The organism is Sporanaerobacter sp. PP17-6a, from assembly GCF_900095615.1.
Classification (GTDB): domain Bacteria; phylum Bacillota; class Clostridia; order Tissierellales; family Acidilutibacteraceae; genus Acidilutibacter; species Acidilutibacter cellobiosedens.
In genome coordinates this window covers 14020-40435 of record NZ_FMIF01000012.1, presented here as the reverse complement: position 1 = coordinate 40435, position 26416 = coordinate 14020, and the positions used below count along the sequence as shown (strand labels likewise).

At 33.0% G+C, this 26416-nt stretch carries 33 protein-coding genes and 1 other annotated feature; of the genes, 4 read left to right on the top strand and 29 right to left on the bottom strand.

Features of this window, described 5'->3' with window-relative positions; translation table 11 throughout:
* Positions 1–40 precede the first annotated feature (40 nt).
* The 5 genes from PP176A_RS05755 to PP176A_RS05735 all read right to left on the bottom strand — a co-directional run bounded on the left by PP176A_RS05755 (position 41) and on the right by PP176A_RS05735 (position 3318).
* The gene (locus PP176A_RS05755) at positions 41–976 is read right to left on the bottom strand and encodes a S66 peptidase family protein (RefSeq protein WP_071139507.1); all 936 of its coding nucleotides are present in this window, start codon (positions 974–976) and stop codon (positions 41–43) included.
* Between the two features lie 21 nt (positions 977–997).
* Positions 998–2038, bottom strand: a complete 1041-nt coding sequence (locus PP176A_RS05750) for a P-loop NTPase (RefSeq protein WP_200796050.1) — start codon at positions 2036–2038, stop codon at positions 998–1000.
* A 25-nt stretch (positions 2039–2063) separates the two neighbouring features.
* On the bottom strand, positions 2064–2282 hold the full coding sequence (locus PP176A_RS05745; RefSeq protein WP_071139505.1) for a hypothetical protein: 219 nt from the start codon (positions 2280–2282) through the stop codon (positions 2064–2066).
* Entirely contained in the window at positions 2261–2686 is a 426-nt protein-coding gene (locus PP176A_RS05740; RefSeq protein ID WP_071139504.1) for a hypothetical protein, read from the bottom strand. The genes PP176A_RS05745 and PP176A_RS05740 overlap by 22 nt, the downstream gene beginning before the upstream one ends.
* 227 nt (positions 2687–2913) lie before the next feature.
* On the bottom strand, positions 2914–3318 hold the full coding sequence (locus tag PP176A_RS05735; RefSeq protein ID WP_083381814.1) for a phage holin family protein: 405 nt from the start codon (positions 3316–3318) through the stop codon (positions 2914–2916).
* Between the two features lie 179 nt (positions 3319–3497).
* Between PP176A_RS05735 and PP176A_RS05730 the strand changes: the two genes are divergently transcribed.
* Positions 3498–3683 carry a DUF1858 domain-containing protein gene (locus PP176A_RS05730; protein WP_071139503.1) on the top strand — a complete coding sequence of 62 codons (186 nt, stop codon included), beginning with the start codon at positions 3498–3500 and terminating at the stop codon, positions 3681–3683.
* A 195-nt stretch (positions 3684–3878) separates the two neighbouring features.
* Here the strand turns inward: PP176A_RS05730 and PP176A_RS05725 are convergent, their stop codons facing one another.
* Positions 3879–4124: a glutaredoxin family protein gene (locus PP176A_RS05725; RefSeq protein WP_071139502.1), complete on the bottom strand. Its 246-nt coding sequence runs from the start codon at positions 4122–4124 to the stop codon at positions 3879–3881.
* A 208-nt stretch (positions 4125–4332) separates the two neighbouring features.
* Here PP176A_RS05725 and PP176A_RS05720 point away from each other — a divergent pair, with 208 nt between their 5' ends.
* Positions 4333–4584 (top strand): late competence development ComFB family protein, encoded by a 252-nt coding sequence (locus PP176A_RS05720; RefSeq protein WP_071139501.1) that lies wholly within the window; start codon positions 4333–4335, stop codon positions 4582–4584.
* Positions 4585–4596: 12 nt separating this feature from the next.
* Here PP176A_RS05720 and PP176A_RS05715 read toward each other — a convergent pair whose 3' ends face one another.
* From PP176A_RS05715 to metG, 6 genes are read right to left on the bottom strand one after another with little or no spacing between them, the layout of a single operon-like run.
* The gene (locus PP176A_RS05715) at positions 4597–4977 is read right to left on the bottom strand and encodes an ArsR/SmtB family transcription factor (RefSeq protein ID WP_373419501.1); all 381 of its coding nucleotides are present in this window, start codon (positions 4975–4977) and stop codon (positions 4597–4599) included.
* 53 nt (positions 4978–5030) lie between these two features.
* The gene (locus PP176A_RS05710; RefSeq protein ID WP_071139500.1) at positions 5031–6167 is read right to left on the bottom strand and encodes a hypothetical protein; all 1137 of its coding nucleotides are present in this window, start codon (positions 6165–6167) and stop codon (positions 5031–5033) included.
* A 38-nt stretch (positions 6168–6205) separates the two neighbouring features.
* Positions 6206–7069, bottom strand: coding sequence for a 16S rRNA (adenine(1518)-N(6)/adenine(1519)-N(6))-dimethyltransferase RsmA (gene rsmA / locus PP176A_RS05705; RefSeq protein WP_071139499.1), 864 nt, complete (start codon positions 7067–7069; stop codon positions 6206–6208).
* Entirely contained in the window at positions 7059–7607 is a 549-nt protein-coding gene (rnmV, locus tag PP176A_RS05700; RefSeq protein WP_071139498.1) for a ribonuclease M5, read from the bottom strand. The genes rsmA and rnmV overlap by 11 nt, the downstream gene beginning before the upstream one ends.
* A gap of 15 nt (positions 7608–7622) precedes the next feature.
* Positions 7623–8393 (bottom strand): TatD family hydrolase, encoded by a 771-nt coding sequence (locus PP176A_RS05695; protein WP_071139497.1) that lies wholly within the window; start codon positions 8391–8393, stop codon positions 7623–7625.
* 10 nt (positions 8394–8403) lie between these two features.
* A complete protein-coding gene (gene metG, locus PP176A_RS05690; protein WP_128751876.1) occupies positions 8404–10359 on the bottom strand; it encodes a methionine--tRNA ligase in 1956 nt (651 codons plus the stop codon).
* Between the two features lie 44 nt (positions 10360–10403).
* Positions 10404–10648 (bottom strand) — a binding site (T-box leader).
* A gap of 273 nt (positions 10649–10921) precedes the next feature.
* Between metG and PP176A_RS05685 the strand changes: the two genes are divergently transcribed.
* A complete protein-coding gene (locus PP176A_RS05685; protein ID WP_071139495.1) occupies positions 10922–11950 on the top strand; it encodes a 3D domain-containing protein in 1029 nt (342 codons plus the stop codon).
* A 43-nt stretch (positions 11951–11993) separates the two neighbouring features.
* Here the strand turns inward: PP176A_RS05685 and PP176A_RS05680 are convergent, their stop codons facing one another.
* From PP176A_RS05680 to PP176A_RS05665, 4 genes are read right to left on the bottom strand one after another with little or no spacing between them, the layout of a single operon-like run.
* Positions 11994–12518 (bottom strand): spore maturation protein, encoded by a 525-nt coding sequence (locus PP176A_RS05680; RefSeq protein WP_071139494.1) that lies wholly within the window; start codon positions 12516–12518, stop codon positions 11994–11996.
* The gene (locus tag PP176A_RS05675) at positions 12512–13093 is read right to left on the bottom strand and encodes a nucleoside recognition domain-containing protein (RefSeq protein ID WP_071139493.1); all 582 of its coding nucleotides are present in this window, start codon (positions 13091–13093) and stop codon (positions 12512–12514) included. The genes PP176A_RS05680 and PP176A_RS05675 overlap by 7 nt, the downstream gene beginning before the upstream one ends.
* 56 nt (positions 13094–13149) lie before the next feature.
* Entirely contained in the window at positions 13150–14985 is a 1836-nt protein-coding gene (locus PP176A_RS05670) for an ATP-binding protein (protein ID WP_071139602.1), read from the bottom strand.
* Positions 14986–14996: 11 nt separating this feature from the next.
* The gene (locus PP176A_RS05665) at positions 14997–15998 is read right to left on the bottom strand and encodes a DNA double-strand break repair nuclease NurA (protein ID WP_071139492.1); all 1002 of its coding nucleotides are present in this window, start codon (positions 15996–15998) and stop codon (positions 14997–14999) included.
* A 158-nt stretch (positions 15999–16156) separates the two neighbouring features.
* Between PP176A_RS05665 and PP176A_RS05660 the strand changes: the two genes are divergently transcribed.
* Positions 16157–16399, top strand: a complete 243-nt coding sequence (locus PP176A_RS05660) for an AbrB/MazE/SpoVT family DNA-binding domain-containing protein (RefSeq protein ID WP_071139491.1) — start codon at positions 16157–16159, stop codon at positions 16397–16399.
* Positions 16400–16427: 28 nt separating this feature from the next.
* Here PP176A_RS05660 and rsmI read toward each other — a convergent pair whose 3' ends face one another.
* The 13 genes from rsmI to PP176A_RS05600 form a co-directional block, all read right to left on the bottom strand.
* Positions 16428–17264, bottom strand: coding sequence for a 16S rRNA (cytidine(1402)-2'-O)-methyltransferase (gene rsmI, locus PP176A_RS05655; RefSeq protein WP_071139490.1), 837 nt, complete (start codon positions 17262–17264; stop codon positions 16428–16430).
* Entirely contained in the window at positions 17257–18015 is a 759-nt protein-coding gene (locus PP176A_RS05650) for a tRNA1(Val) (adenine(37)-N6)-methyltransferase (RefSeq protein ID WP_071139489.1), read from the bottom strand. Before PP176A_RS05650 ends, rsmI begins: the two co-directional genes overlap by 8 nt.
* 55 nt (positions 18016–18070) lie before the next feature.
* Positions 18071–18241 (bottom strand): DUF362 domain-containing protein, encoded by a 171-nt coding sequence (locus tag PP176A_RS05645; protein WP_071139488.1) that lies wholly within the window; start codon positions 18239–18241, stop codon positions 18071–18073.
* A 91-nt stretch (positions 18242–18332) separates the two neighbouring features.
* On the bottom strand, positions 18333–19307 hold the full coding sequence (locus tag PP176A_RS05640; protein ID WP_083381813.1) for a PSP1 domain-containing protein: 975 nt from the start codon (positions 19305–19307) through the stop codon (positions 18333–18335).
* 1 nt (position 19308) lies between these two features.
* Positions 19309–20286, bottom strand: a complete 978-nt coding sequence (gene holB, locus PP176A_RS05635; protein WP_071139601.1) for a DNA polymerase III subunit delta' — start codon at positions 20284–20286, stop codon at positions 19309–19311.
* A 13-nt stretch (positions 20287–20299) separates the two neighbouring features.
* Positions 20300–20584, bottom strand: a complete 285-nt coding sequence (locus tag PP176A_RS05630; RefSeq protein ID WP_071139487.1) for a cyclic-di-AMP receptor — start codon at positions 20582–20584, stop codon at positions 20300–20302.
* A gap of 17 nt (positions 20585–20601) precedes the next feature.
* Entirely contained in the window at positions 20602–20928 is a 327-nt protein-coding gene (locus tag PP176A_RS05625) for a cyclic-di-AMP receptor (RefSeq protein ID WP_071139486.1), read from the bottom strand.
* A complete protein-coding gene (gene tmk, locus PP176A_RS05620; protein ID WP_071139485.1) occupies positions 20925–21563 on the bottom strand; it encodes a dTMP kinase in 639 nt (212 codons plus the stop codon). The genes PP176A_RS05625 and tmk overlap by 4 nt, the downstream gene beginning before the upstream one ends.
* 15 nt (positions 21564–21578) lie before the next feature.
* Positions 21579–22985: an aminotransferase class I/II-fold pyridoxal phosphate-dependent enzyme gene (locus PP176A_RS05615; RefSeq protein WP_071139484.1), complete on the bottom strand. Its 1407-nt coding sequence runs from the start codon at positions 22983–22985 to the stop codon at positions 21579–21581.
* 15 nt (positions 22986–23000) lie between these two features.
* Positions 23001–23852: an AmmeMemoRadiSam system radical SAM enzyme gene (amrS, locus tag PP176A_RS05610; protein ID WP_071139483.1), complete on the bottom strand. Its 852-nt coding sequence runs from the start codon at positions 23850–23852 to the stop codon at positions 23001–23003.
* Between the two features lie 59 nt (positions 23853–23911).
* The gene (amrA, locus tag PP176A_RS05605; protein ID WP_071139482.1) at positions 23912–25321 is read right to left on the bottom strand and encodes an AmmeMemoRadiSam system protein A; all 1410 of its coding nucleotides are present in this window, start codon (positions 25319–25321) and stop codon (positions 23912–23914) included.
* 56 nt (positions 25322–25377) lie between these two features.
* A complete protein-coding gene (locus tag PP176A_RS16180; protein WP_159429039.1) occupies positions 25378–25548 on the bottom strand; it encodes a hypothetical protein in 171 nt (56 codons plus the stop codon).
* 96 nt (positions 25549–25644) lie between these two features.
* Positions 25645–26274 carry a 50S ribosomal protein L25 gene (locus PP176A_RS05600; protein WP_071139481.1) on the bottom strand — a complete coding sequence of 210 codons (630 nt, stop codon included), beginning with the start codon at positions 26272–26274 and terminating at the stop codon, positions 25645–25647.
* Positions 26275–26416 lie beyond the last annotated feature (142 nt).

Here is a 26416-nt window from a genome sequence, read left to right as displayed (position 1 = left end):
TTTTTAGCTTAAATCTCAGGTGCTTATTTTGTCCAATTTTTTATTCTACTGTATTTTCCAATATATATAATTCTCCCTTAGACGCATCTAACCGCGCTTTGACTCCAAAGGGTATTGTGATTTTAGGTTTGCAGTGACCTGATTTCAAATTTTTTATGACAGGTTTTTTTAAAGGCTTAATGATATCTTCAAATATTTGTTCAAGAGTAAGGCTGTTTGAATATTCATGGGATTTAGGAGTACAATTATTCCAATCTCCGAGAATAAGCCCTGCGGCATCCGAAAATTTCCCTGAAAGTTTCAACTGAGTAAGCATTTTGTCTATACTATAAGGTTCCTCATTTACGTCTTCAAGAAAAAGTATCTTTCCCTTTGTATTTATTTCATAAGGTGTCCCTAAGGTTGCCGTTATAAGGGACAAATTACCTCCTGTTATCTCTCCTTCACATACACCCATACTAAAGGTTTCTATCTTTTCATCCCCGGGGTTTTTGATTTTCTTTTCGGGATTCTTTTCGGATATAAAGTTAAAAAGGCTTTTTCTCGAAAAATCGCTGAAATTTTCTATCATATCTGATGAAACCATAGGCCCATGAAAGGTGACAAGTCCGCATATCTGATTAAATACTATATGAAGAAGAGTGATATCGCTATATCCCACAAATATCTTAGGATTGTTCCTGATTTTATCATATTCTATCATATCCAATATCCTTGAAGCCCCATATCCCCCTCTCATGCATATTATTGCATCTATCTCATCATCCGAAAACATATTATTTATATCTTCTGCTCTTATTTCATCCCGGCCTGATAAATAGCCATAATGCTCATATACACTTTTCCCCATTTTTACTTTAAAGCCCATTTTCATAAGTACATCATGAGCTTTTTCAACATTTTCCCTTGAAGTAGGTCCGGAAGGTGATATAACCCCTATAGTATCTCCAACTTTCAATGCTTTTGGTTTTATCATGATAATCTCTCCGCTTCAAATTTATTTTAAATGGTTAACTATATTTTCTCCTATATTCATATATATTCTTTCTACTTCTTTATATTTCAAAATAGGCAGCTTGCCTTTATCGCTTCCCTCTCTTATCTCTTTAAGCAAAGGAACTTCTCCCAACAAATCAACTCCTAATTCTTTGCTCAAATTCAGCCCTTCTCCTTTACCGAATATATAATGCTTTTCACCGCATTTATCACATACAAAATAAGACATATTTTCAATTACTCCCAATATCTTTGTATTGGTTCTTTGAGCCATATACCCCAGTCTTCTGGCAACATCCTTTGCCGTAATCTGAGGAGTAGTAACTATAATAAATTTTGAATCGTTAACTTGCTGCATAATGCTTAAAGGAATATCTCCCGTTCCGGGTGGAAGATCCAATAACAAAAAATCCAGTTTCCCCCAACTTACTTCATTTAAAAATTGAGTAAATATTCCTGCAAGAATTGGTCCTCGCCATATAAGAGGCTTTTCATCATCTACCAAATTTCCCATACTTATTATTTTTATCCCAAACTTTTCTATCGGAATTATTATATTTTCTCCTATTACTTTAGGTCTTTGATCCTTAATACCCATTATCTGAGGAATACTATAACCTAATATATCCGCATCAAGAACCCCTACTTTAAATCCAAGTCTGCTTAATGCTATAGAAATATTAGCCGTAATCGTAGATTTTCCAACTCCGCCTTTTCCGCTTCCTATTGCAAGAATAACAGTATTTTTAAAATCATTTATAGTTTTTTTATTGTCGGAAAACAATTTTTTCTTTTCTTCATTGGTCATCTCTACAAACTTTACAGTCACATTTTTTGCTCCGTCCAACTTCATCAATTCATCAACTACGTCGTTCTCTATTTTATTTTTCATGGGACATCCCATTACAGTCAGAGAAAGTACCACATTAATATTTCCTTGTTCCTCCGTTACTTCTTTTATCATATTTAATTCCGCTAAATTTCTGTTAAGTTCCGGATCATTGACTTTTGCCAGCGCTTTGTATATTTCATTTTTATCCAACAATAATTCCTCCTTTATTCTGTTGTTAAATTTTACTATTAAAATATTCCTGAGTTATTCCTAATTGTTTTTTAAGTATCTCTCGCCAAAGATGATATTTTATTTCTCCCGAACCTTTTGAAATCTTTACCCTTCTGATGGTTCCATCCTTTTCTACTTTTCGATAGAAGCAATGGTCAGTATTTTTATATAATTCCCATCCATCTCTATCGCAAAATCTTTTTAATTCTTTCCAACTTGGCATACAAAACTCTCTCTTATCTCTTCGTCATTATCGGTTAGGAGAACTTTCAATATAGATTTCATCTGGTTTCTTCTATTTATATCACTTGACCAAAACTCTATATCTTTATAATATTCCAAGGCATATTCTCTAAAATCTTTTATCAAAGAATTTATTGCAGTAGTCTCATCCTTTTCATTTACTACCAAGTCAAATCCATTGAGTGATAAAGTAACAGAATTGTCTTTTTCTATATATTTATCCACGGTAAAAGTAACATCTTTAACCAATTCTTTAGCCATTTCTATACTGATACCCATAAAACAGTCTCTGGAACGTTTCACAAATATAGGCTTAGTCCTAACAATTTCATCAATATATTTTCCAAAATTTTTTCTCATATCTGTAGCATTTATAGATAACATTAAAAACACCTCTCTTTCACCCCCATTATATCATAATTTTTATTTAATGTACATTATGTATTTTATGTATGCTTTTTATTTTTATACAAAGAATCAAAGATTATAATAAAAAATTTCCCATTTTTTATAAGCAATAGGAATACCAAAAAGCTATATGAAAAAATTAACGAGATATCCAAAAACAATAAAATACAGGAAAGCAGATAATCTGCTTTCCTGTATTTCATCTACATTGCTCTTCCTGGGATTATTACATCTAATATGCCTATAACTAAGGCTCCTATGATAGCTCCCCATATTGATATATTAAATCCGGGTACTATAAATTTTGTAGCATATAAAATAATTGCTGCCACTATAAACCCTGTAATTCCTCTTCCAAAAGGTGATGCGTCTATTCCCGCTACCTTTTGTATCAACCAGTCAAGAAGAGCTATTACAACTGCTGCCAATAAAAGACTCCACAATCCGTTTATAGTAAATCCGGGAGTCAAAAACGCTGCTATTGCTACTACTACTGCTGTAACAAGTATCCTTAAAAGCACTTCCCCCACACTTGTTCTACCGCCTGTATTATTTTTATCCCTGCTTTTTTCATTTTCCCTGTTTCTGTTATTATCATTATTTTCCATATTTTCACCTCCTGTTATAAGAATGTCCATTATTATTTTTTTTATTCTTTATGATTAATATTTTTTAATTTTAATTATTTTTTATAATTTTTAGGGTTTATGAAATGATATATATATAGTACAATGGGTATATAAAAGATGATATTATTATCTAAAAAAATTAGAGGAGGAAATATAAATTGGCAATAACAAAGGATATGCTTATTAGTGAAATAATCAGAGAGTATCCCGAATCTATTGAAATCCTTATAAAAAATGGAATGGGTTGTATTGGATGCCCTGCCAGCCAGATGGAATCTTTAGAAGAAGCCGCAATGGTTCATGGAATGGATTTGGAAAAATTATTAGAAGCTTTGAATAATTAAATATAGCTTTTAAGAGGCTTTTTCTTTATATAATATATTATATAAAGAAAAAGCCTCTTATTTTATAACCCATAGGGAAATCCTGTTTTCATTAATTTATATTTCCCATCAAATGGGCTTCAAAAAAGGCTTCCTTAATTTATCAATATTTTGATGGAAGCCTTTTTTGCTAAACTTTTCAATTGATAACAGTATTTACTGTTTTTGTTTGTTTAATGATAAAAGATCATCTAATCTCTGCTTGTCAAATCCGACTACTTCTTCTCCATCTACCAATATAACTGGAACTCCCATATGTCCCATTGCCATAAGTTCCTTTCTTGCAGCCGGGTCCGTTTGTACATTTTTTTCCGTATACTCTATCCCATTACTCGACAAATATTCTTTTGCAGCTACACAATGAGGGCAAGTACTTGTTGAATATACTACAACATTTGACATTTAAATTCCTCCTTATTAAAAACCTATTATATATATACCTCATTCCATTATAAATATAACAAGTTTTTTAAATCCTTTTATTGGTTCGTTAATTTTTTCTTTAAAAACTTATAGGACCTCTGCTCTAAAGTATTGCATGACTAAAAGACTATATGATATAATTTAAATTATATTTATTACAAATCTAATGTAAGGGAAGCTGGATTAAATGGTAAAAAATTATATGGAAATTTTGGTATGTGAAATATTAAATGAAATTAAAGAAGGTTACCCCTTCCTTAAAAATATTAATTATTCAAATGATGTCAAATCCATAGCACTTAATAACCTGCCCCCAATGTATTTTTTATCAAATATAAGCGAAGGAGAAAAAAAAGCTTTTATTTTAGATAGGCAAAAACGAATAGCTGTTTTGTCCGAAATTATAAGTGCCATTAATATAGTAACAAAGAATTTATAGTTTTTCTCTTCTTTATTGATGCTTAACATGATCCAAGCCTTGATTAAAAAGCTGTAGAACATGATCATCGTCTAAAGAATAAATCATCATTCTCCCTTCCTTTTTATATTTTATCAATCTTAAATTCCTGAGAATTCTTAATTGATGAGATATTGCCGACTGACTCATATCTAAAGCCCGAGCTATATCATACACACATAATGGGCTCTGAGAAAGAGCGTAGATAATATTAAGTCTCGTCGGATCTGACAAGGCTTTAAAAGTTTCTGAAAGCAGTTTTATTTTCTTTTCTTCAATCATATTCTCTTTAACCTTTTTAAGATTTCTCTCGTCGAAACAGACTGCACAACTTGAACCATTTTCTTCAGTTTTTCCTTTATTTATATATTGCAAGATTATAAATTTCCTCCTTTCCTATTCCTTAATATAATTATATCATATACTGTTCAATTAGAAGGAACCATTGGATTAAGAAGACGAATTACATGTCCTGTCATAGGGTCAATATATATTAACCAATATCCTATGGCACTTTCTCCCTCAAACCACGTGTTAAACCCCGTAACACCTCTTAATGGATGCTCTTCTGCAGAGAATTCTCCGGGAATCCCATATATATAATATTTAACTTCTCCACTTTCTTTATACATTCCAAAGATATAATGTCCGTATTTTTTCATCATACTTTTACAATTGGGGGTATCACCCATAAAATCATATTCATTTCCCATATTAAATATATAATTATAAAAAGGAAGAAAACCTCTGTGCATGTCAGGATCTCCACTTTCTATTCTCCACCATTCATATCCTTTAAGATCAAGTTTAAATGGTTTTATATTAGGAAAAAATCTGAGGATACTCAATAAATAGTTTGTCATCTGAGATTTATAATTGACTCTCTTTATGTATTCCATATCTTGCTGTCTCTCTTTGTATTTCATTTCCTGTTCTTCAAAAGTATCATCAGATGATTCTTGGTTTTCCGAATCTGCCACCATATTTTCTACATCTTGTATCTTTTCTTCTTCTACTATTTCCTGTTCCTCGTGAAGCCCCTGAAGAGTTTGCTCCGGCTCCGGGATATTTTCCTGATTTTCAGGTATATGGGATATTTCCGGCACTTTATCCTCTTTTTCAATAGGCTCTTTAACAATTCTTTCCTGAGGAAATGTTTTCCCATGGGAAGAATTTCTTATATATTGATTTATTATACCATCATCTTTAACAATATATCCTGTAAGCAAAATATTTTCTCCTCTTTTAAGAATTATTCCGCTATATTTTTCTATCGGTATTTTTTCTTCTCCCATACTATTCAAGTTAAATGTAAGTTTTGCAGCTCCTTTACCTCTTTCATCAGTCATGATCCTCCCCAATAGGTTTGATACTATTTTCTGATTGCCTCTACCTATTAAAAATATTTTATAATCTTCTTCCGTCTCGCAGTTTTCAATATTTAGCTCTAATTCTCCCTTTATCCCTTTTACCATAATTTTGCCAAAACCTTTAGGCTTAATATTTAAAAACATACAATGATCATCTTTAAGTATAAAAAATTTTCTCATATAAGATGTCCCCATATATCTCCCTCCCTTTTTGTTACTATTATTAATATATGTTAAATAGGAGGAAAAAGTGAACTAATCTTTGCAAAATCTTCTGCAGTTAAATTTTCCGCTCTTTTTTGGGGATCTATATTGCATAAAGTTAGTATTTCCTTTATTTTTTCCTTTGAAATATTTAATTCCTTGGAAGATAAAGAATTTTGGATAGTTTTTCTCCTTTGATTGAATGCTGACCGTACTACTTTGAAAAATATTTCTTTATTTTCGACCTCCATTTTTTGGTCTTTCAAATTTAACCTTATAACGGAAGAATCGACTTTTGGTTTGGGAAGAAATACAGAGCGGGGAACATTAAGAATTATTTCAGGGTCGGTATAATATTGAACAAATATGGATAATGCACTGTAATCTTTTGAATTAGTTTTAGCAATCATTCTTCTTGCTACTTCTTTTTGAATCATTACTATTATTCCTTGGATGTTTAATTCTTCTTCGAGCAACCTTCCAATAATGGGAGTAGTTATATAGTAGGGAAGATTTGCCACTATTTTTATACTTTCTCCCTTAAATTCTTTATGAAAAAGCTCTTCAAGATCTATTTTTAATATATCTCCATGAATTATTTCCACATTCTTTCTCTCTCGGAGTGTTTCTTTTAATATGGGAAGAAGGGCTTCGTCTAATTCTATTCCTACAACATATTTTGCCTTTATACTCAGTTCTTCCGTTAGCGTTCCGATTCCCGGCCCTATTTCAAGAATAAAATCCTTTTCAGTTATCCCTCCTTTTTCTACGATGCTTCTTACAATATTCCCATCTATCAGAAAATTTTGCCCAAGGCTTTTCGATAGTTTGAAATTATGTTTTTCTAAGATATCTCTCACCATTTTGGGAGAGTAAAGTCTTCTATCTTCCATTCCATTTCTCCATTTCCTTTAATCCATCTATAAATTCTTCTTTGGATATACCATAATTATTTAGCCTGTTTAAAAACTGCTTAGAATTTCCGTATCCTATACCCAAGATTTCCCCCAAGATTTCTCTTCTTCTTTTAGAATTATTGCTGCCTGTTAATCCAAAATTTATCATGTCATCATGAGTAAATTTTTCGATTCTTTTTACAGAAGCAGGCCTTGCTTTTTTTAAAGCTTCTATTATATCTTCCTTACCTGCATTTTCTACTCCGATATCACCTTTTTTCAATGCTTTTCTTCTCGGGAGAAAAGCATGCTTGCAATTTTTTAAATCCTTTGAGATATTCCTTCGTATTCTTTCTCCTTCAAAATCAGGATCCGTAAGAATAATCACACCTCTTCGCTCCGATATTTTTTTTAATCTGTTTATAAGTTCTTTAGAATATCCGTAGCCTCCTGTAGCTATGACTTCCGCATCTACGGCGTTTTTTACCGCCCGAATATCATCTTTGCCTTCTACCACTATTATTTCCTTAATCAATTATATCCTCCATATCTATTCTTCGATTTTAAAAAGATTTTTTGCGTTTTCCGCTGTTTTTTCCGCCAACTCTTCAAAGCTTATTCCCCTTATCTCTGCAATAGTGCGCGCTACATATTTTACATATGACGGTTCATTTCTTTTCCCTCTGTTAGGTTCGGGAGTTAAATAAGGAGAATCGGTCTCAATAAGCATCTTGTCTAAAGGAATATCCTGAGCCACCTTTTTTGAAACTTTAGAGTTCTTGAATGTTACTGGTCCCCCAAAGGAAATGTAGAAACCTAATTTTATATATTCCCTTGCCATTTCTTCGCTTCCGGAGTAACAATGAAGAACCCCCCTAAGCCTGTTATCCTTTTCCTGATTAATTATATCAAAAGTATCCTGAGAAGCATCTCTTGAATGAACAATGATAGGAAGGTCTGCTTCTTTAGCAAGTCTTATCTGTTCCAAAAACCATTTTTTTTGAATGTCTCTCGGAGAATTATCATAAAAATAGTCAAGACCGATTTCTCCTATGGCAACAACTTTTTCTCTTGCAGAAAGACTTCTCAATGCTTCTATTGTTTCCTCGCTCATTGCCTTTGCCTCATGGGGGTGTACCCCCACAGCGGCATAAATATTTTCATATTCCTCCGATAGCCTTACTGCTTTAATGCTGGAAGAAAGATCCGACCCGGGATTTACAACTAAAGATATTCCATTTTCCTTTAAGGAACTAATAATATTTTCCCGGTCGGGATCAAACCGTTCATCGTCTAAATGAGCATGACTGTCTATTAACATTTTCTACCTCCTATTCTACCTTTGCCCCCGAATCAATACCGGACAAGGTAGTAATTACGGAAAGTTTTTTTTCATCTGCAGCAGACAATATCATTCCCTGAGATTCTTCCCCTCTTAGCTTTATAGGTTTCAGATTAGCGACTACAACTACATTTTTCCCTACTAATTCTTCAGGAGAATAATATTTTGCTATTCCCGATACTATCTGTCTTATTTCTTCTCCTAATTGGATTTTAAATACTAAAAGTTTATCTGCTCTGGGATGTTTTTTTACTTCAAGAACTTTTCCGATTCTTAAATCTATTTTATCAAAATCATCAATATCTATATAGCTTTTCTTAAGTTTTTCTTTTGGTTTTTTTCCTAAAGATCTTTTCTCTCTTCTTTCTTCCATAAGCTTCTCGTTTTCTTTGTTTAATCTTAGCAGTTCCTTTTCAATATCCAATCTGGGGAACAATACATCTCCTCTATGGACTTTCTGGCCGGAAGGAATTAATCCCCATGTTTTACTTTCTTCCCAAGAATGGTCTTTAGTCTCATATCCTAATCTTGAAAATATCTCATCAGAAGTTTTTTCCATGAAAGGTCTTATTAGCACAGAAATAATTCTTAAAGACTCCAATAGATTATAAAGAACCGTATCCAGCCTTTCTTTTTTCCCTTCCTTTTCCAAAATCCAAGGACATGTTTCGTCTACATACTTATTGGCTCTCCTAATCAGTTTCCATATTTCTTCCAATGCATCGCTGAAATTCAAAGCGTCCATATACTTTTCAACTTGTTTTGGAATTTCCAAAGCCAAGGATTTTAAATCTTTATCATATTCCCCTTCTTCGGATGGTTCAGGTACTAATCCTTCACTATATTTTTCTATCATTGTAACGGTTCTGCTGACCAGGTTTCCTAAATCATTTGCTAAATCCGAATTAAGCCTTTGCAAAAATTTCTCTCTTGAAAAAGAACCGTCTTGCCCAAATGAGAATTCTCGTAAAAGAAAATATTTAAAGGAATCCAATCCGTATAATTTAATCATAGGCTCCGGATATATGACATTTCCCTTTGACTTAGACATCTTATCATTTTCAAGAAGTATCCATCCATGGCCAAATACCTTTTTAGGTATCTCAATATCTAAAGCCATCAATACGGCAGGCCATATGATAGTATGAAATCTGACTATTTCTTTACCTATCAAATGGACATCGCAAGGCCAATACTTTTTAAATCTTTCATCATTTTCACTTCCGTATCCTAATGCAGTTATATAGCATAAAAGAGCATCTATCCATACATATACTACATGCTTCGGATCAAAGGGAACTTTAATCCCCCAATCAAAGGCTGTTCTTGAAACACAAAGGTCCTCTAATCCTTCATTCAAAAAGTTGTTTATCATTTCATGCCTTCTGGAATCAGGTTGTATAAAATTCGGGTTTTCATTAAATAATTTTATTATTCTGTCCTTATATTTTGATAGTCTGAAGAAATATGCCTCTTCTCTCTCAAAATGGACTTCTCTGCCACAATCGGGACATTTTCCGTCAACTAATTGGCTTTCACTCCAAAACGATTCACAGGGAGTACAATAAAGTCCTTCATAATATGATTTATAAATATCTCCCTTTTCATAGAGCTTCTGAAATATTTTCTGAACGGCTTTTTCATGATATTCGTCTGTAGTTCTGATAAATATATCATAGGAAATATCCAGCATATTCCAAAGTTTCTTTATATCTTCAACAATTCCGTCTACATATTCCTTGGGAGTTTCCCCGGATTCTAATGCTTTTTGTTGAATTTTTTGTCCATGTTCATCCGTTCCCGTTACTAATAAAACATCATATCCCATAAGTTTCTTATACCTTTTTAATGTATCTGCTGCTACTGTAGTATAAGCATGCCCTATATGAAGATTGTCACTGGGATAAAAAATAGGTGTAGTTAAATAATAAGTCTTCAATTTAATCCCTCCAAATTATATTTTCCAAATAAAAAAGTCTTCCCCTCTGTTATAGAGATGAAGACTTATTTTTCATGTTACCACTCTAATTTGTTTAAACTTCGCAGTTCAAACCTCATTAAGTTACAAATAATAACCTTATGTGTTAACGTACATAACTCCGTTACGGCTTCACTTTCATGTTTAGCCGTAAAACTCCGGGGCCATATTCAGCTTAACTTCCAATACCGGTTTTCACCAAACCCGGCTCTCTAAAGTTTTCTTTTAAGCTTACTCTTCCCTTCATTATTTGTCACATATAATGATTTATTTAAATAATATATAGGAAAAAGCTATTTTTGTCAAGGGGCGAATTATAAATTCTTTATAAATGCAAGAATATTCAATCTATTTTGTTGTTCCAACCCACTAAAATCCAAAATGTAATAATATTAAATATTATGGCAATACTAACCTATTGATAGAGCTATTGTATTTACATAAGTTTACACTTTTTTATTATAAAATTTGACAAACATATAATTTTGAAATAAAATACTATACAGTCAAAATTGAAGGAGGAAAAAATATGAAAATTTTTTGGAATAAAAATAACAAATACCTAAAAATTTTGACCTTATTATCATTAGCAGCTGTATTAATTCTGGGGATTTATCAAGCGGAGCAAAAAGAGGTTATTATTTCTATAGACAATAAAACAAGAAAAGTAAATACGTTTCAGTCTACTGTGGGAGAATTATTGAAAAGCGAAAAAATATCTCTTCCCGAAGGTTCCAAAATAAATTTAAAACCTAATTATAAGATTGATAGAGACACAACTATCGTCATTAAGACGCCTAAAACTTATGTTATAAATATGGGAGGGAAAACAGCCGAAGTTCAATCTGTAAATAATAGAGTGGAAGATATACTTAAAGATTTAAATTATAAATTGGGGGAACTTGATTACACATATCCTGCATTAGGAGAAAAAATAGAACCTATGGAAGAAATTAAAATCGTAAGAGTAGAAGAAAAGATTAACACAGTTAAAAAAGAATTACCCTTTGAGAGTATCATAAAACATACGGATAAATTAGAAAAGGGAACTACAAAGGTAGTACAAGAGGGAACAAACGGATTAAAAGAAATAACTGTAAAATCAACATTTAAGGATGGAAAATTATCTTCTCAAGATACAATATCAGAGAGTATTGTTTCTCAGCCAATTCCCAGAATTGTGGAAAAAGGTTCCAAGGATTACTTTGTGTCTTCCCGTGGTGCCATAAGGTATACTCATTCTTTTGTAGCCGTTGCCACGGCTTATGATTTATCTTATGAAAGTACAGGTAAAAATCCCGGGGACAATAGTTACGGCTTAACCGCCTTGGGTACTAAAGCACGGCCTGGGGTAGTTTCCGTTGATCCAAGCATTATTCCTTTAGGTTCTAAACTATATATAGAAAGTTTAGACCATACTCAGGATTATGGATTTGCTGTAGCTGAAGATACAGGAAGCGCTATAAAGGGAAGCAGAGTAGATCTGTTTTTTTCTTCTGCTGATGATTGCAAAGATTTTGGCAGAAGGAAGGTAAGGGTATATGTTTTAAAAAAATAGGAGCTCAGAGCTCCTATTTTTTTAATTTAGTTAAAATTTATCATTATCTAAAAAAAATTCCGGCAATCAATATTGATGAGAATATGGAAACAGCATAAGAAATAAGAGCAGCTTTTAAGGTATATCTGTAGTCTTTTACTCCTATTGAGCCAAAATAAACCGATATGGTATAAAAAATAGTTTCCGTAGAGCCCATCATTATTGACGCAACTCTTCCTTGAAAAGAATCGGGCCCCCAGTGTTCCAACACGTCTTTAACCGCTCCCAAAGCTCCGCTTCCGGATATGGGACGGATTATTATAAGCGGAAGTATTCCTTCGGGTATTTTTAAGATCTTATTCACCGGTTCAAATAAAGTTTGCATCATATTCATTGCTCCAGAGGCCCTAAATATCCCTACCGCTATAAATATCGCTATAAGATAGGGCATGATTTTTATGGAAGTCTTTAGTCCTTCTTTTGCTCCTTCTATAAAAAGAGAATATATATCTTCTCCCTTAAGCCAACCATATAATAATATTGTCCCTACAATAAACGGTATGATGATTACGGATATGGCATTTAACATCTGTATTTTACCTCCAATAACTTAACGGTTATTATTCCCACTATTAAAGAAACAGATGTTGCCAAAAAAGCAGGGGCTATTATTTCCATGGGATTTTTAGATCCCAAATCCATTCTCATCTTGATGACAGTCAACGGAACTAATTGAACTGATGACATGTTTATCACGAGAAACATACACATAGCATTAGAAGCTCTTTTTTTATTCTGATTAAGACTATTCAATTCCTTCATTGCTTTCAGCCCAAAGGCTGTTGCTCCGTTTCCTATTCCAAACATATTGGAAATCAAATTCATTATTATCCATCTTTGAGCAGGATGATTGTCGGGAACTCCGGGGAAAAGCATTTTAATGGGTATTTTGAACAGTCTTGAAATCTTTTTCAATATTCCTGATTTTTCGGCTATGTTCATTACCCCAAGCCAAAAAGACATAATTCCGATAAGATTTATAGAAAATAGTACTCCTGCCTCGGCTTCTTTTAAGATTGCATTATTTATTTCCTGAAGATTTCCTGAAAACAGAGAATAAATTATTCCTAAAAATATAAGCAAAAACCATATGGTATTTATCATTAAAAAACTCTCCTTTTGTTTAAATATATGAGGAGAGTCTTTTTTATAGAACATCACTATCTATATACGTCATAAAACGGAGTGGATTCTTTTTTTAACCTTCCCGACTGTACTAATTTTTCCAGCCTTTCCTTAAAAACTTCCACCGTATATGTTATTCCCGTTTCTTTTTCTATATCTTGAATTATATATATAATATCAGGCTCATTTATGGGAATACTGTTCTTAATAATATCATAAAATTTTTCTTCATCATCTGATTTGTTTCTTACCAGTTCATCAAAGGGGTTCTCTATATGGGGACTTGTAGTATCCGATGCTCTTACTCTTACAAATACCGTTCTGCCCATTACGGCAGAAGAAATAAATACATCTCCCGATTTTAAATATGGAAGCCTTCTTGATTCTTCTTCCGTGATATCCGTTTCTTCTTTTATTGTCTGAATATCCGATGCTCTTACGGTTCTGAATATAAATTTAGTGTTTAATTGAGCAGTAATGGTTTCATCAAGGAGGGTAGGCCTCTGGGTAGCCAAAATTAAAAAGGTTCCGTATTTTCTTCCTTCCTGGGATATCTCTCTAAGTATGGACTTAGAAGGGCTTTCATATCCCTTCGGGGCAAAATTGTGGGCTTCGTCCGTAACTATGATAAAAGGCGGAAAATAATCTTCTGCTATTCCTTTATACTGGGCATCTTTATATTCCCTTCTCTTATGATAAAGATTGTTCAAAAGATAGGTAGAAAATACCTGAAGAATTCTTGTACTTCCCTGAATTACCACAAGTTTACCCATTTTAAGGTTTTCTTCCACCTCTCTTATATCCTTGCTGAATATCCCTTCATTATTGAGCCTATTGAGTCTCCACATTATTCCTTTTACTGAACTGTAAGGACATATTTTATCATAATTTAAAAATATTTCTTTTCTTCTTTCCCATCCTTTCCTTTCTTGAGCTGTAGTGGCAGCGTTTATTTTGTTGATTATTTTATCTAAGGAGCCTTCTTCCTGAGCATCCATAAGCATTTTCAATCTTTCATGAAAGCTCAAATAGGAGTCTCTCGTTTTAAATAGGATATCTACCACATTATTCATGGAATCAGACATTCTACCCGAAGATTCCAGCAAATTTTTCAAATCCTGATTGGAAAGCTCTTCAAATTTCACTCCTATATGATATCCTACTTGAAAACACTTAAATTTCTCCGAGAAATCCTTTCTTAAATCCTTCGGAATATATTCTCCTTCCTGAGAAAAATCCATCTCGAAATGAGGATCTAAAACAATGGTCGGAATGCTCAATTTCATAAGTTCTTCAAGAATAACCCTGAGTCCAAATGATTTTCCCGAGCCTGAACCGCCGAACACACCTATATGAGGATATTGATGCATACTTCTTAAATTAAATATAAAAGGGATGCCTTTCTGTTCATTAAGTTCATTATTTTCAAAGGTATATAGAATATCTTTGAATTCATCATCCATATCTTTTACCATTTGATCCGTATTTTTTATTTCTCCCAATATCAGCCCTTCTTCCAGAGAAGATTTAATCATTAAATCCTTTACTTCGGAAAATTCCGGAATTCGTACATCCGACCCGGTTTCCACAGGATAAGAAGCTTCGTTTACCAATCTGATTTTGGCTATGTAAATAGTATCTTCATCAATATCATAGCCTATTGCTCGTAAGGACTCTAAGACATGATTGTCTGCCAAATCTCCGTTTATATTTAAAGGAATGTAGCGGTTATAAGTCTGAGCCTCCACTACTTCTCCCAAAAGGTCTCCCTGATATGAGTCCTGTATTATTAGAAATTCATTCATTCTGAAATTTCTGGACCTTGAGCCTATATATATTTCCTGACACGTAGTTACTCCCACAACCTTCATATCTTTCCCTCCTATAACCATCTTTTATCTCTTTCGGAAATAAAAAGTTTCTCCAATATTTCTCTGTCCAAAGCGGTTTCCAGTATTCCTCTCATCATTTTATCTGAAATCTTTACTTCTTTATCCACAATATCAAGCCACAGGGGAACACCCCTGCTGTTTTCTGCCGTAAGTGAAACAACAAGCCTCCCCATATCGATTATACAATCCCTTTGGCTTTCCAATATATCCAATCCGATAGCCGTAGGTGAAAAGGAACTTCTGATGAATGCCGAAGAAAGCCCTGCCTCATTTTTATTTCCTACATTTGTTTCTATTAAAATCATATCCTTATATTCCAATAGTCCGTAGAGCATCTCCCTATCTCCAAATATTTCGTAATCTTTGAGAATTTTGTTTTTAATCATGGAGTTTCCTATAATTGAGGTTTCTATTTCTTTTATCACGCCTATAAGTATTATTTTTCTTTTTTCACATTCATCTTTTAATTTTATCCATTCATTGTTACATTCAATATTGTACCTTATCAAGGAACCATCCATCATCACAACGGAAGGATTAAATTTATTAATGCCTTCAAGAGCCGCATCCACTTCTATTTTCGATAATTTATAATTAAGAATTTTTTCTTCCGAATTTGTCTTTACCTCATTTTCATTTAAAATATTTTTCTCTTCCTCATTGTACAAAGGAGTATAAAAATCTCCCTTATATACTGAGGAATCTTGTCCTTTAGTACATTTAGCAAGGCCCTGATATAATTCCACAAAATGAGGAAAAGCACTCCCTATCCTGTTTTTTGAGCCATCAACTCCTATTATTCCTCCCTTTTCATAATATTTTTTAAGTTCCTCCAAAGGTAAACTTTCCAGTTTAATTATTTCCCCGATATTTTCTTCAATATATGAAATAATTTCATTTTTGCTCATCTGAAAAACCTTGCTGTACTTGGTTTTTAATTTTTCATTTAGTTCTTTTGTCCTATCTTTGAGTTCCTTACTGATTTTATACATGTTTTCCCCTTTCTGTTCCGTTTAAACTTTACAACTTTATCTTCTCAAAATTTTTTCATAATTCACTCAGAAAAATGTTGACTTAATTTGGCATATATGATACTATTTAACTTGTAGAATAAAGTCGATATAAATTAAATAAATGGGAGGAATGAAATATGAAATCAACTGGAATTGTAAGAAAAGTAGATGAGCTTGGAAGAGTGGTTATACCTATTGAATTAAGAAGGACACTGGATATTGCCGAGAAAGACGCATTGGAAATTTATGTTGAAGGAGAGCAAATTATACTTAAGAAATATGCCCCAGCATGTATTTTCTGTGGACAAGCTAAAGATGTTCAAGTATTTAAAGGTAAAAATATATGCCCTGCTTGCTTGGAAGAATTAAGAAAGAAATAATTCCATTTGCCCCTTCTTACAGAAGGGGTTATTTATCCTCTATATTTATTCCTTCTTTATATATTTGATTTCTCGGCAATTTTCTCTCCTTAGCTACCTTTTTAACCGCTTCTTTTTTAGAAAGCCCTTCTCTCATGTACTGTTTAATGTGTTCCTTTACAGGTAAATCATCAAAATTTTTTTCCTCTTCTTTTTTTCCTTCAAGAATTATAACAAGCTCTCCCTTTACTCCTTCCTCCTTGAATTTTTTAATTCCTTCCGACACTTTTCCTCTAAAAGTTTCTTCATGAATCTTTGTAAGTTCTCTTGATACTGACATTTTTCTATCTCCCAGTACCTGAATTATATCCTCCATCAGATCTAAAAATCTATGAGGAGCCTCATAAAGAATTATGGTCCTATTTTCGTCTCTAATCCTGTTTAGATCTTTAATTCTGTCTTTTTTTGATGAAGAAAGAAACCCTTCAAATACAAATTTGTCCGTAGGAAATCCTGAGAGAACCAATGCCAGAATAAAAGCACTTGCTCCGGGAAGGGCTACTATTTGTATTTCCTTTTCTATTGCAAGTTTAATAAGATCTTCTCCCGGGTCTTGTATACAGGGCATTCCCGCATCAGAAACCAAAGCTACCCTTTTTCCTTCAATTATCTCTTTAATTACTTTTTCTCCTCTTTCCCTTTTGTTGTGCTCGTGATAACTGATGAGGGGTTTCTTTATATTATAGTAATTTAGTAATTTTAATGTATGTCTGGTATCCTCCGCAGCAATTAGGTCTGCCTCTTTAAGAATATTTAATGTCCTTAAAGTTATATCTTCCAGGTTGCCGATAGGAGTAGGACATATATACAGAGTACCTTTATCCATCATTTTTCTCCTTATTCATACGATAAATTTTATATATTTCATCAGTATAACTTCCGTCTTCGTTATAAACATATATAGGATCATCAAACCTTACTTCGGGATTTCCTCTTTTCACGCCTTTTATCAATACCATATTAGGTTTTTTCCCAATTTTGGGATAAACTAAACATATGGATTTAGGTTCTAATTTATACTTTCTGAGATTCCATATTATATCTGCTATTCTGTATGGTCTGTGAATCATGTAAAATTCCCCTTTATCCTTTAAAAGGAATTCTGCGGATTTCACTATGTCTTCTAAGGTAGCACATATTTCATGGCGGGAAATACTGAAATTATCGTCGGAATTTATAATTCCCCCTCCATTAACCATATAGGGCGGGTTTGAAGTCACTACATCAAAACTTTCTTTTTTAAAAAAATCGGAAACATTTCTTAAATCCATATTAATTATTTTAACTTTATCTTGTAGTTTATTCAATATAATGCTTCTTTCCGCCATTTCTGCCATATCCTTTTGAATCTCCAATCCATATATCTTATCCGCTTCAAATCTTCCCACAAGCAAAAGAGGAATAATTCCCGTTCCGGTTCCCAGATCCACAACTTTTGAACCTCTTTTTACATTACAGTAATTAGCAAGAAGAACTGCATCTGTTCCATAAGAAAATTTTTTTATATTCTGTATTATTTTATAACAACTTCCCGGTACTGTATCCAATCTTTCATCAGAATTCAAAGTTATGCCCATAGATTTTCTCTCCCATTATCAAAAAAGGCCCTATTAGGGGGCCTTTTAAAGATCATTATTCTGGTTTTGGTGCATCTACCGGACATACATTTGCACAAGATCCACACTCAATACATTTATCTGGATCAATAACGTATTTATCATCTCCGGCACTTATTGCTTCAACTGGGCATTCAGCTGCGCAGCTGCCACAGGCTATACATGCATCACCTATTACATATGCCATTTACATTCACCCCCTAAAATACTTATCTTAACAACTAAAGTTATTTTACCATTTATTCAGAAAGATTTAAAGGGGAATTATTATTTATTATTCATTCTTTACGTTTTTCTATTTCTTCTCTCATGGGGCAGTTCATATTTCTTTCACAGCCTTTGCAATCTATGTTTCTTTCACAGCCTGTATTATTACAAAAATTTTCTATATTCTCTAATTCCTGATTTTCTTCCACAGGGACAACATAATCCGGATCCCTTTCTTCCGTTACTTCCAATTCGGAAACCTTATAATTGACTAACCCTTCAGTACCGTCGCTTAATTTTACTTTTACCTTCACAGCTTCCAATATGATATAAGTGTCTACTACTGTTCCTCTTCCCAAAGGCGTAATAACTATAGTGCCTACAGAAGGAATTTTTTTGAGGAGCTCTTCATAGACTTCATATTCATATTTTAAACAACACATAAGTCTTCCGCAGATACCTGAAATTTTTGAAGGATTAAGGGATAAATTCTGTTCTTTTGCCATCTTAATGGAAACAGGCTCAAACTCCCCTAAAAAGGCGGCACAACATATAGGCTTCCCGCAGGGACCAAGTCCCCCTATCATCTTTGCTTCATCTCTTACTCCTATTTGCCTTAACTCAATACGCGTTCTGAATATACTTGCCAAATCCTTTACCAGTTCTCTGAAATCTATTCTGCCGTCTGCGGTAAAATAAAATATGACCTTATTATTATCAAACGTGTATTCCACATCTATAAGTTTCATATCTAATTTGTGTTCTGCAATTTTTTTCAAACATATATCAAAGGCTTCTTTAGCTTTTGCTTTATTCAGCCTATGAGTTTCATAATCTTCCTCCGTTGCGATTCTTAAAACTTTCTTAAGGGGCGGAACTATCTCATCTTCCGTGACTTGTTTCATTCCTACCACCACGTATCCAAATTCTATTCCCCTTGATGTTTCAACTATAACACAATCGTCTTTTTCTATATTCAATCCGTCCGGATCAAAATAATATATCTTTCCTGCTTTTTTAAATCTAATTCCTACAACGGTTACCATCTCATCCCTCCTGTATGTTTAAGAGCATTGTTTCTATCGAAAGTTGGTAATTAGCTTTTCTATCTACATTATTTTTTGTATATTGTACATTATCTATTATATCATTGATTTTATCTATATCTAAAAAAGTTTGATCAGAAATCAATTTTAATTTGTCTTTATTTATTATCAGGTCTTTTTTCTTCAGCTCTTTATACAGGTATATATCTCGGAACCAATATAATATTATATTAAATATTTCTTCTTTCTTTTTTTCGTTTTTTATAAAAAATTCCATTGAAGTAAATGGTTTTAAACTGTTTCCCTCTACTATATCCGTAATAATTTTTATGGTTTCTTCTCTCAATTCAACGAATTCATCAGATGAAGCAATGCTTATCGCTTTTTCCACACTGCCTTTGGAATATGAAGATATAAATTCCGCTTCTTCCTTGCTCTTTTTATACTTACTTATTAAAAATTTTTCCAATTCGTCTTTTCTCACAGGGAAAAATTTAATTATCTCACATCTTGACAATATTGTAGGAAGAAGTCCCATGTTCTGTCCGATAATGAGAAAAAATATAGCATAGTCAGGAGGTTCCTCCAAGGTTTTTAAAAAGCAGTTTTGAGCTTCTCTGGTCATCTTCTGGCTGTCATCTATTACATAAATTTTTCTGCTGCTCTCAAAGGGTTTAAAATTTATATCACTTATAACATCTTCAATCTGTTCTTTCCTTATTATATCTCTATCCGGCTGAATTAAAAAAAAATCCGGATGATTTCCTGTTTCAAATTTAACGCATGAACTGCATCGATTGCATGGCTCTTCTCCCTTTTCTTTACATAAAAGAGCCTTTGAAAAAGCCAAGGCAGTCATCTTTTTCCCTATTCCGTCGGCTCCCTGAAAAAGATAACTGTGGCTGAGTTTATTATTTTTAAAAGCTCTTTTAAGATTTTCAATTATTCTTTCCTGACCTATTATATCCTGAAAATTCATATAATTCCCCCAACTACATCTTCCTAAATTTATCAACATTCATTATAAATATATTTGTTCCTCCTTGTTCGTCTTTCCTGTTTTCTTTGTTTTTAGTTTCTTTTCTGCATACAGATTTAATTATATCCACTATTTCTTCTACCTTTTCATCTTCCGCCCCTACAAGAAGAGTAGTATTTCCTGACTTTAAAAATCCCCCTGTTGAAGATAACTTTGTAGCTTGATATCTATTTTTGATTAACTCTTTTATCAGTCTATTTTCATCTTCATTATGAATAATGACTATTATCAGCTTCATATTATCTCCCCCTTTATTTACACTCTTATATACTGTTCTACATCTACAACAAATACCGTAGCTCCTCCTATTTTTACCTGCATAGGATATGGAATATAGCTTTCTCCCGGCATAGACATCGTCAATAAAGAAGTGGTAATTTCTCTGGTCTTACAACTGTATTCGATAACTTTCAATACTTCTTGTGTCTTCTCGTTTTCTACTCCAATCAGAAGCGTGGTATTTCCCGATTTTAAAAATCCTCCCGTTGAAGACAACTTTGTAACCCTAAAATTTTTTTCAGTTAATTCATCTATAAGAGTAACAACATCCTGATCCTGAACTATGGCAATTATTAACTTCACTTTGTAATTCCCCCTCCTTTAAGAATATTTTTCATGCTCTCCTTGACTTCATAAAAAACTTCCTCCAATGTACTTGTAGCATCTATCACTTTAACATTTTTAGGGTATATCTTTAAAAGTTTCAGATACCCTTCATAAACCTTTTGGTGAAAGTTTTCTCCTTCTTTTTCCAGCCTATCCCCTCCATGTCTTATGGTTTTTCTTTTAAGAGAATACCTGGGATTTACATTGAAAAATAAAATTAAATCCGGCTCTATTCCCATTGTTGCAAAATCATTTATCTTTTTCACTTCATCTATTCCTAAATCTCTTCCAATTCCCTGATATGCAAGACTGGATAAAACAAACCTTTCACAAATAACTACCTTTCCTTCCTTTAATGCTGGAAGTATCTTCTCCGAAACATGCTGACTTCTGGCTGCCGCATAAAGAAGAGCTTCTGTTTGAGGAGACATTGAGTTGTTTTTTTTATCCAATATAATTTTTCTTATATCTTCTCCTATATTGGTTCCTCCTGGTTCTCTGGTTGTTATAAATTCTACATTTTTTTCTTTAAGCCATGTTGACAATAGTTTGATAACCGTACTCTTACCCGAACCATCAGGTCCTTCCAAAGTTATGAATAATCCCCTCATATTAAGTCTTCCTTTCTATTTAATTGTTCGTATCTTTTCTATATTATAATCTAATAACCCGATTATTTCCACTGAATTTTCTTTTAAAAATCTAATTTTTTCGTAGATTTCCGGTGTTATCTCTTCCCCAGGACATATCAAGGGGACACCCGGGGGATACGGTACTACAAATTCTCCTGAAATTTTTCCCACTGCATCTTTTAATTTACATTCCTCTTTATTCCCATAAAAGGCTTCCCAGGGACTAAGAATTTGATTAACAGGTGGGAAATCTACAGATAAGGTCGGAATATTCTTGTCAATTTTTTTTATATTTGTCAATGCAGATATTAATTTTTCAAAATCCTCCCTATCATTCATTAACGTAGTTAAAATCAGTCCATAATAATAATCAGCCATTTCCAATTGTATATTATATTTTTTGTTCAGTACTCTTTGGAGCTCCGTTCCCTTCATTCCGTTAATTCTTAAAATAATCTTTGTCTTATCAAAATCCCATATCGTATCATCTTCAGCATCCCCTTCGAAAACAAATACATTATTCATATGTCGTATCCTATTTAAAGTATAGTCAATATTTTCAAAAAGAGAGTTCAGTTTTTCCTCTCCCTTTGTCTCCATATATTCTCTTGCTATATCCAAAGAAGCCATAAATATATAAGAAGGACTTGTGGTTTGATACAAGGAGGACATGGTTTTTAATTTATCTATATTTACCCTGTCTGTTCCTACATGAATCATGGAAGTTTGAGTAAAACTTGGAAGAGTCTTATGAGTACTTTGAACTACAATATCCGCTCCCGCCTCCAAAGATGATATGGGAAGATGGGGAGAAAAAACGAAATGACTTCCATGGGCTTCATCCACTATCAAGATCTTGTTATATTTATGGACTATTCTTGAAATCTCTTCAACGTTTGAACATATCCCATAATAAGTAGGGTATGTGACAACTACTGCCTTTATATCGGAATCCTTACTTAATATTAATTCTATATCTTCCGGATTTATTCCTGTTATTAAGTTATATTTTTTATTATAATGAGGATAAATATATTCGGGAATAAGTCTGTTAAGTATTATTCCATTATATACGGATTTATGGCAGTTCCTTTGAATCAAAATCTTATCCCCAGGATCGGTCGCTGCTGCTAATGCTATATATATTCCTCCCGTAGTTCCGTTCACGGAAAAGAAAGTTTCTTTAGAATGGAATGCTTTTGCCGATAGTCTCTGACTTTCCTCTATTATACCGGTAGGATTATGCAGGTTATCCATTCCTTCAATTTCGGTTACATCTATATATGGAATATATTTTCCCCAATCTATGAGAGTATTTTTCCCTTTATGTCCGGGCATATGAAAAGATACTCCTTTTTTATCCATATATTCTGTCAGTGCATTAAATATGGGAGTATTCATAAGACATCTCCTTCTTTATACATTACCTAAATAAACATATTTTAGGTACTTATCTGCTTGTTCTTTCAGCTCCGTCAATATATCCAAAGATGTAGGGGGATTGTTCATCTTATATGCGGGGAAATACCTTGTAATATGAAGAGGAATATTCTTATCAATCTGAGAAATCCAATAAGCCATACTCCCAATTTTTTCAGGAGAATCATTTTCTCCTTCAACAATAAGAGTAGTTATTTCCACATGAGACTTTTCTGCGGACATTTTAATTGTTTCAAGTATCGGTCCTATATTCCCTCCGCATAGTTCTCTATAGTATTCGTCATCGTAGGATTTCAGGTCTATATTTAATGCATCTATAAACGGAAGAAGTTCTTTCAAGGGTTCTTGCTCAATATACCCGTTAGTTACCAATACGTTCTTTAACCCTATTTCCCTTATCTTCTTTGCTATGTGGAAAACATATTCGTACCATATTGTAGGCTCATTATAAGTATAGGCAATTCCTATGGAATTTTCTCCTGCAAGAGCCAAAATATCCTTATCCGGAATTTCTATCGTAGGGGGAAGCTGTTGAGAAATCTGCCAGTTCTGACAAAATCGACATTTTAAATTGCATCCGAAGCTTCCTATGGAAAATATCCTTGTATTGGGATAAAAATTGCGTAATGGTTTCTTTTCAATAGGATCATAGGCATAGGACGATATTTTCCCATAATTTATTGTATTTAAAATCCCGTTTTTATTTTTCCTGACTCCGCATATCCCCGAATATCCGTCTTTTATTGTACATCGGTGAGGGCACAAAAAACATTTAACTCTGCCGTTATTCATTTTTTCATAATACATGGCTTCCTTAAAATCACGCATATATTTCATCTCCCACAACAAACTTCTTTCTACCTCTAACAATCTTAATTTTTCATCCCCTAAAAATGCCTTACTACTTGGAATCTCTCAAGAGTACAGCCTTTGATATCTTTTATGCCGGCTTTTTGCATAGCAATACTAACTTGATCTTCCGGAGTATCCACTCCTTCAATATCGGGCAGCAGCAATCCCATTTTAAACCCTTTGGATACTATTACTCCGTATTCTTTTATATCCAGTTCATCAATCGATTTTATAATCTCTGCTTTCCCGAGAACATCTACCGAATATACAATATCCTTTAATTCATCTTTACGAACAGGATTAAATCTGGGATCTTTTGTTCCCGCACTTACAGCATTCCTTATTATTTCTCCCGCTATTGAACTTTCTTCCGGATCTATGGTCCCTATGCATCCTCTGAGAAGATTATCCTTTTTAATCGTTACAAATACTCCTGCTCTTTCATTCAATAATTCTTTTGAAAGATCCTTCGGAATTTTCATGGTCTCTCCCGTTGATACGTAATATTCCAAACTCTGCCTTGCAAGTTTTACATAAGAGTCTTCCTTTGCTCTTATATCTTCAATTCTATCCTGTTGTTTTTTCAATATCTTTTCATATGTGGAGCCTTCGCCTTTCTCCCCTTCCACGGACCCTTTCATAGTACAGTATCCCACTCCGAAAGGCCCTTCATAGGATACAACTTCTGTCTTTAATTTTAAACCGTCCAAAAATCCTGACAGAACAATTAAACTTCTTAATGCACATTCTCCCGCTTTTTCTCCGAAATTTAAATCATAGGAAGCAATATCTTCAAAATTACCTTCTTTCAAAAATTCAACTATTTCTCTGTCAAATATCTTCCCTTCAGGGGCATAGTTATATGGTCCTTCGTCGGAAAGCCTGTGAGATAGATCCCCACTTGCTATAAACACTATATCTTCATTGGATTCCAATACTGCTTCTTTAATAAGAATTCCGAATTTATATAATTTTAAAGGAGAAATAAGCCCATATGTTATATGGACCAGCTTATAGTCCGAATATTTTTTATTAACAAAGTATAACGGGATTAATGTACCATGGTCAATATTTGGATCTACGTTATAAAGGGATCCAAACCTTTCATCTATTTTAGCCGTGGGTATTCCTTCCTTTTGAGCTTTTCCCACTATTTTGTCAACTAAATCCAGATTATTTTCAAAGTTAAATTCCAGATTATTATTTCCGAATTTTTTCAGATCCCCTTTAAGGTTCTTTTCTGTTGAAATAGAAACTGCGTTAGAAAACATGGGACCGTGAGGTGTTATTATAATAATAGTCTGAGGTTTTTTCTTTTCAATATCCTCCGACAGCTTCTCGACCCCCGTTATGGTTTGTTGAGCTTTAAGTCTCTCCTCTCCTCCTATTTCTTCAATAACAACGGGAGGATGAGGAAACAAATAAAATCCTAATATTCTACCCATTTTGTCCACTCCCTTTTAAATTTCTTTTTTAAAAAAATAAGCACCTAAAAAGGTACTTATTTCATTTTCATATATAAGTCGTTTCTCTGCAACCCATGAAATTTTTTAATATTGGTTTTTTTCTTATCTCTTTGAGAATAATAGTCCTTTATTAAATCTGTAAGAATATAGAATTCAAAAATAAATACAGGTATTATCACTAGTATAAGAAGTATAATCTTAGTCATCAATACCAACTCCCACCACAGGTATTTTGATATCCAACATTTTATTAAATTATACAACATTATACCAAGAATTAACACCTTTTTCTACATATTTTTTTATTCTTTTTCGTCCTCCGCTGTTTCTTCCGGAGTTTCTTCAGTAGTTTCTGCAGGTTCTTCTTCAGTATATCTTGAAGGTTCTACCAAAATGGCTACTGCATCATTTTCATTTTTAAGTATTGTAATCTTCTCGTTTCCAAAAATATTTAAATTCTTAACTAAAAGAGGAGTTTTGAAATCAATATTCGATACGTCTCCTTCTATTACTTCAGGAATATCTCCAGGAAGACATTCAATTTCTATTTCATCCAATTGTTGAACTACCATAGAAGGTTGAATTTTTATATTATCTTTCCCAATTAAATTTATAGGTATGTTCATCTTGATCTTCTCTGTCATAACTAATTTCTGAAAATCCACATGAACAACTTTATTATTTATAACATCACTTTGAATTTCCTTAATTATAACCGGAACTGTTTCGCCGTCAAGGTCTAAGTTGAGCATAGAAGAACGCCCAAATTTTCTTAAAGTTTTATAAAACTCATTTTCTTTTATTTTCACATGGTAAGTATTCTGGTCTTTTCCATATATAACTCCTGGAATATATTCAGCTTTTCTAATTTTATTGACTTTATTTTTTCCTATTTCTTCTCTGGTTTCGACTTTCAATTTTTCGGTTACCATATATATAGTTCCTCCTATCCTTGGTTTTTTATTTACTAATAATGTTATATCAAAAAAATCATGTAAATGCAAATAATAAAATATGACTTCCCCATGAGTAATAAAAAAGGCTTCTATTGAGACCTTATAAATTAAGGAAGCC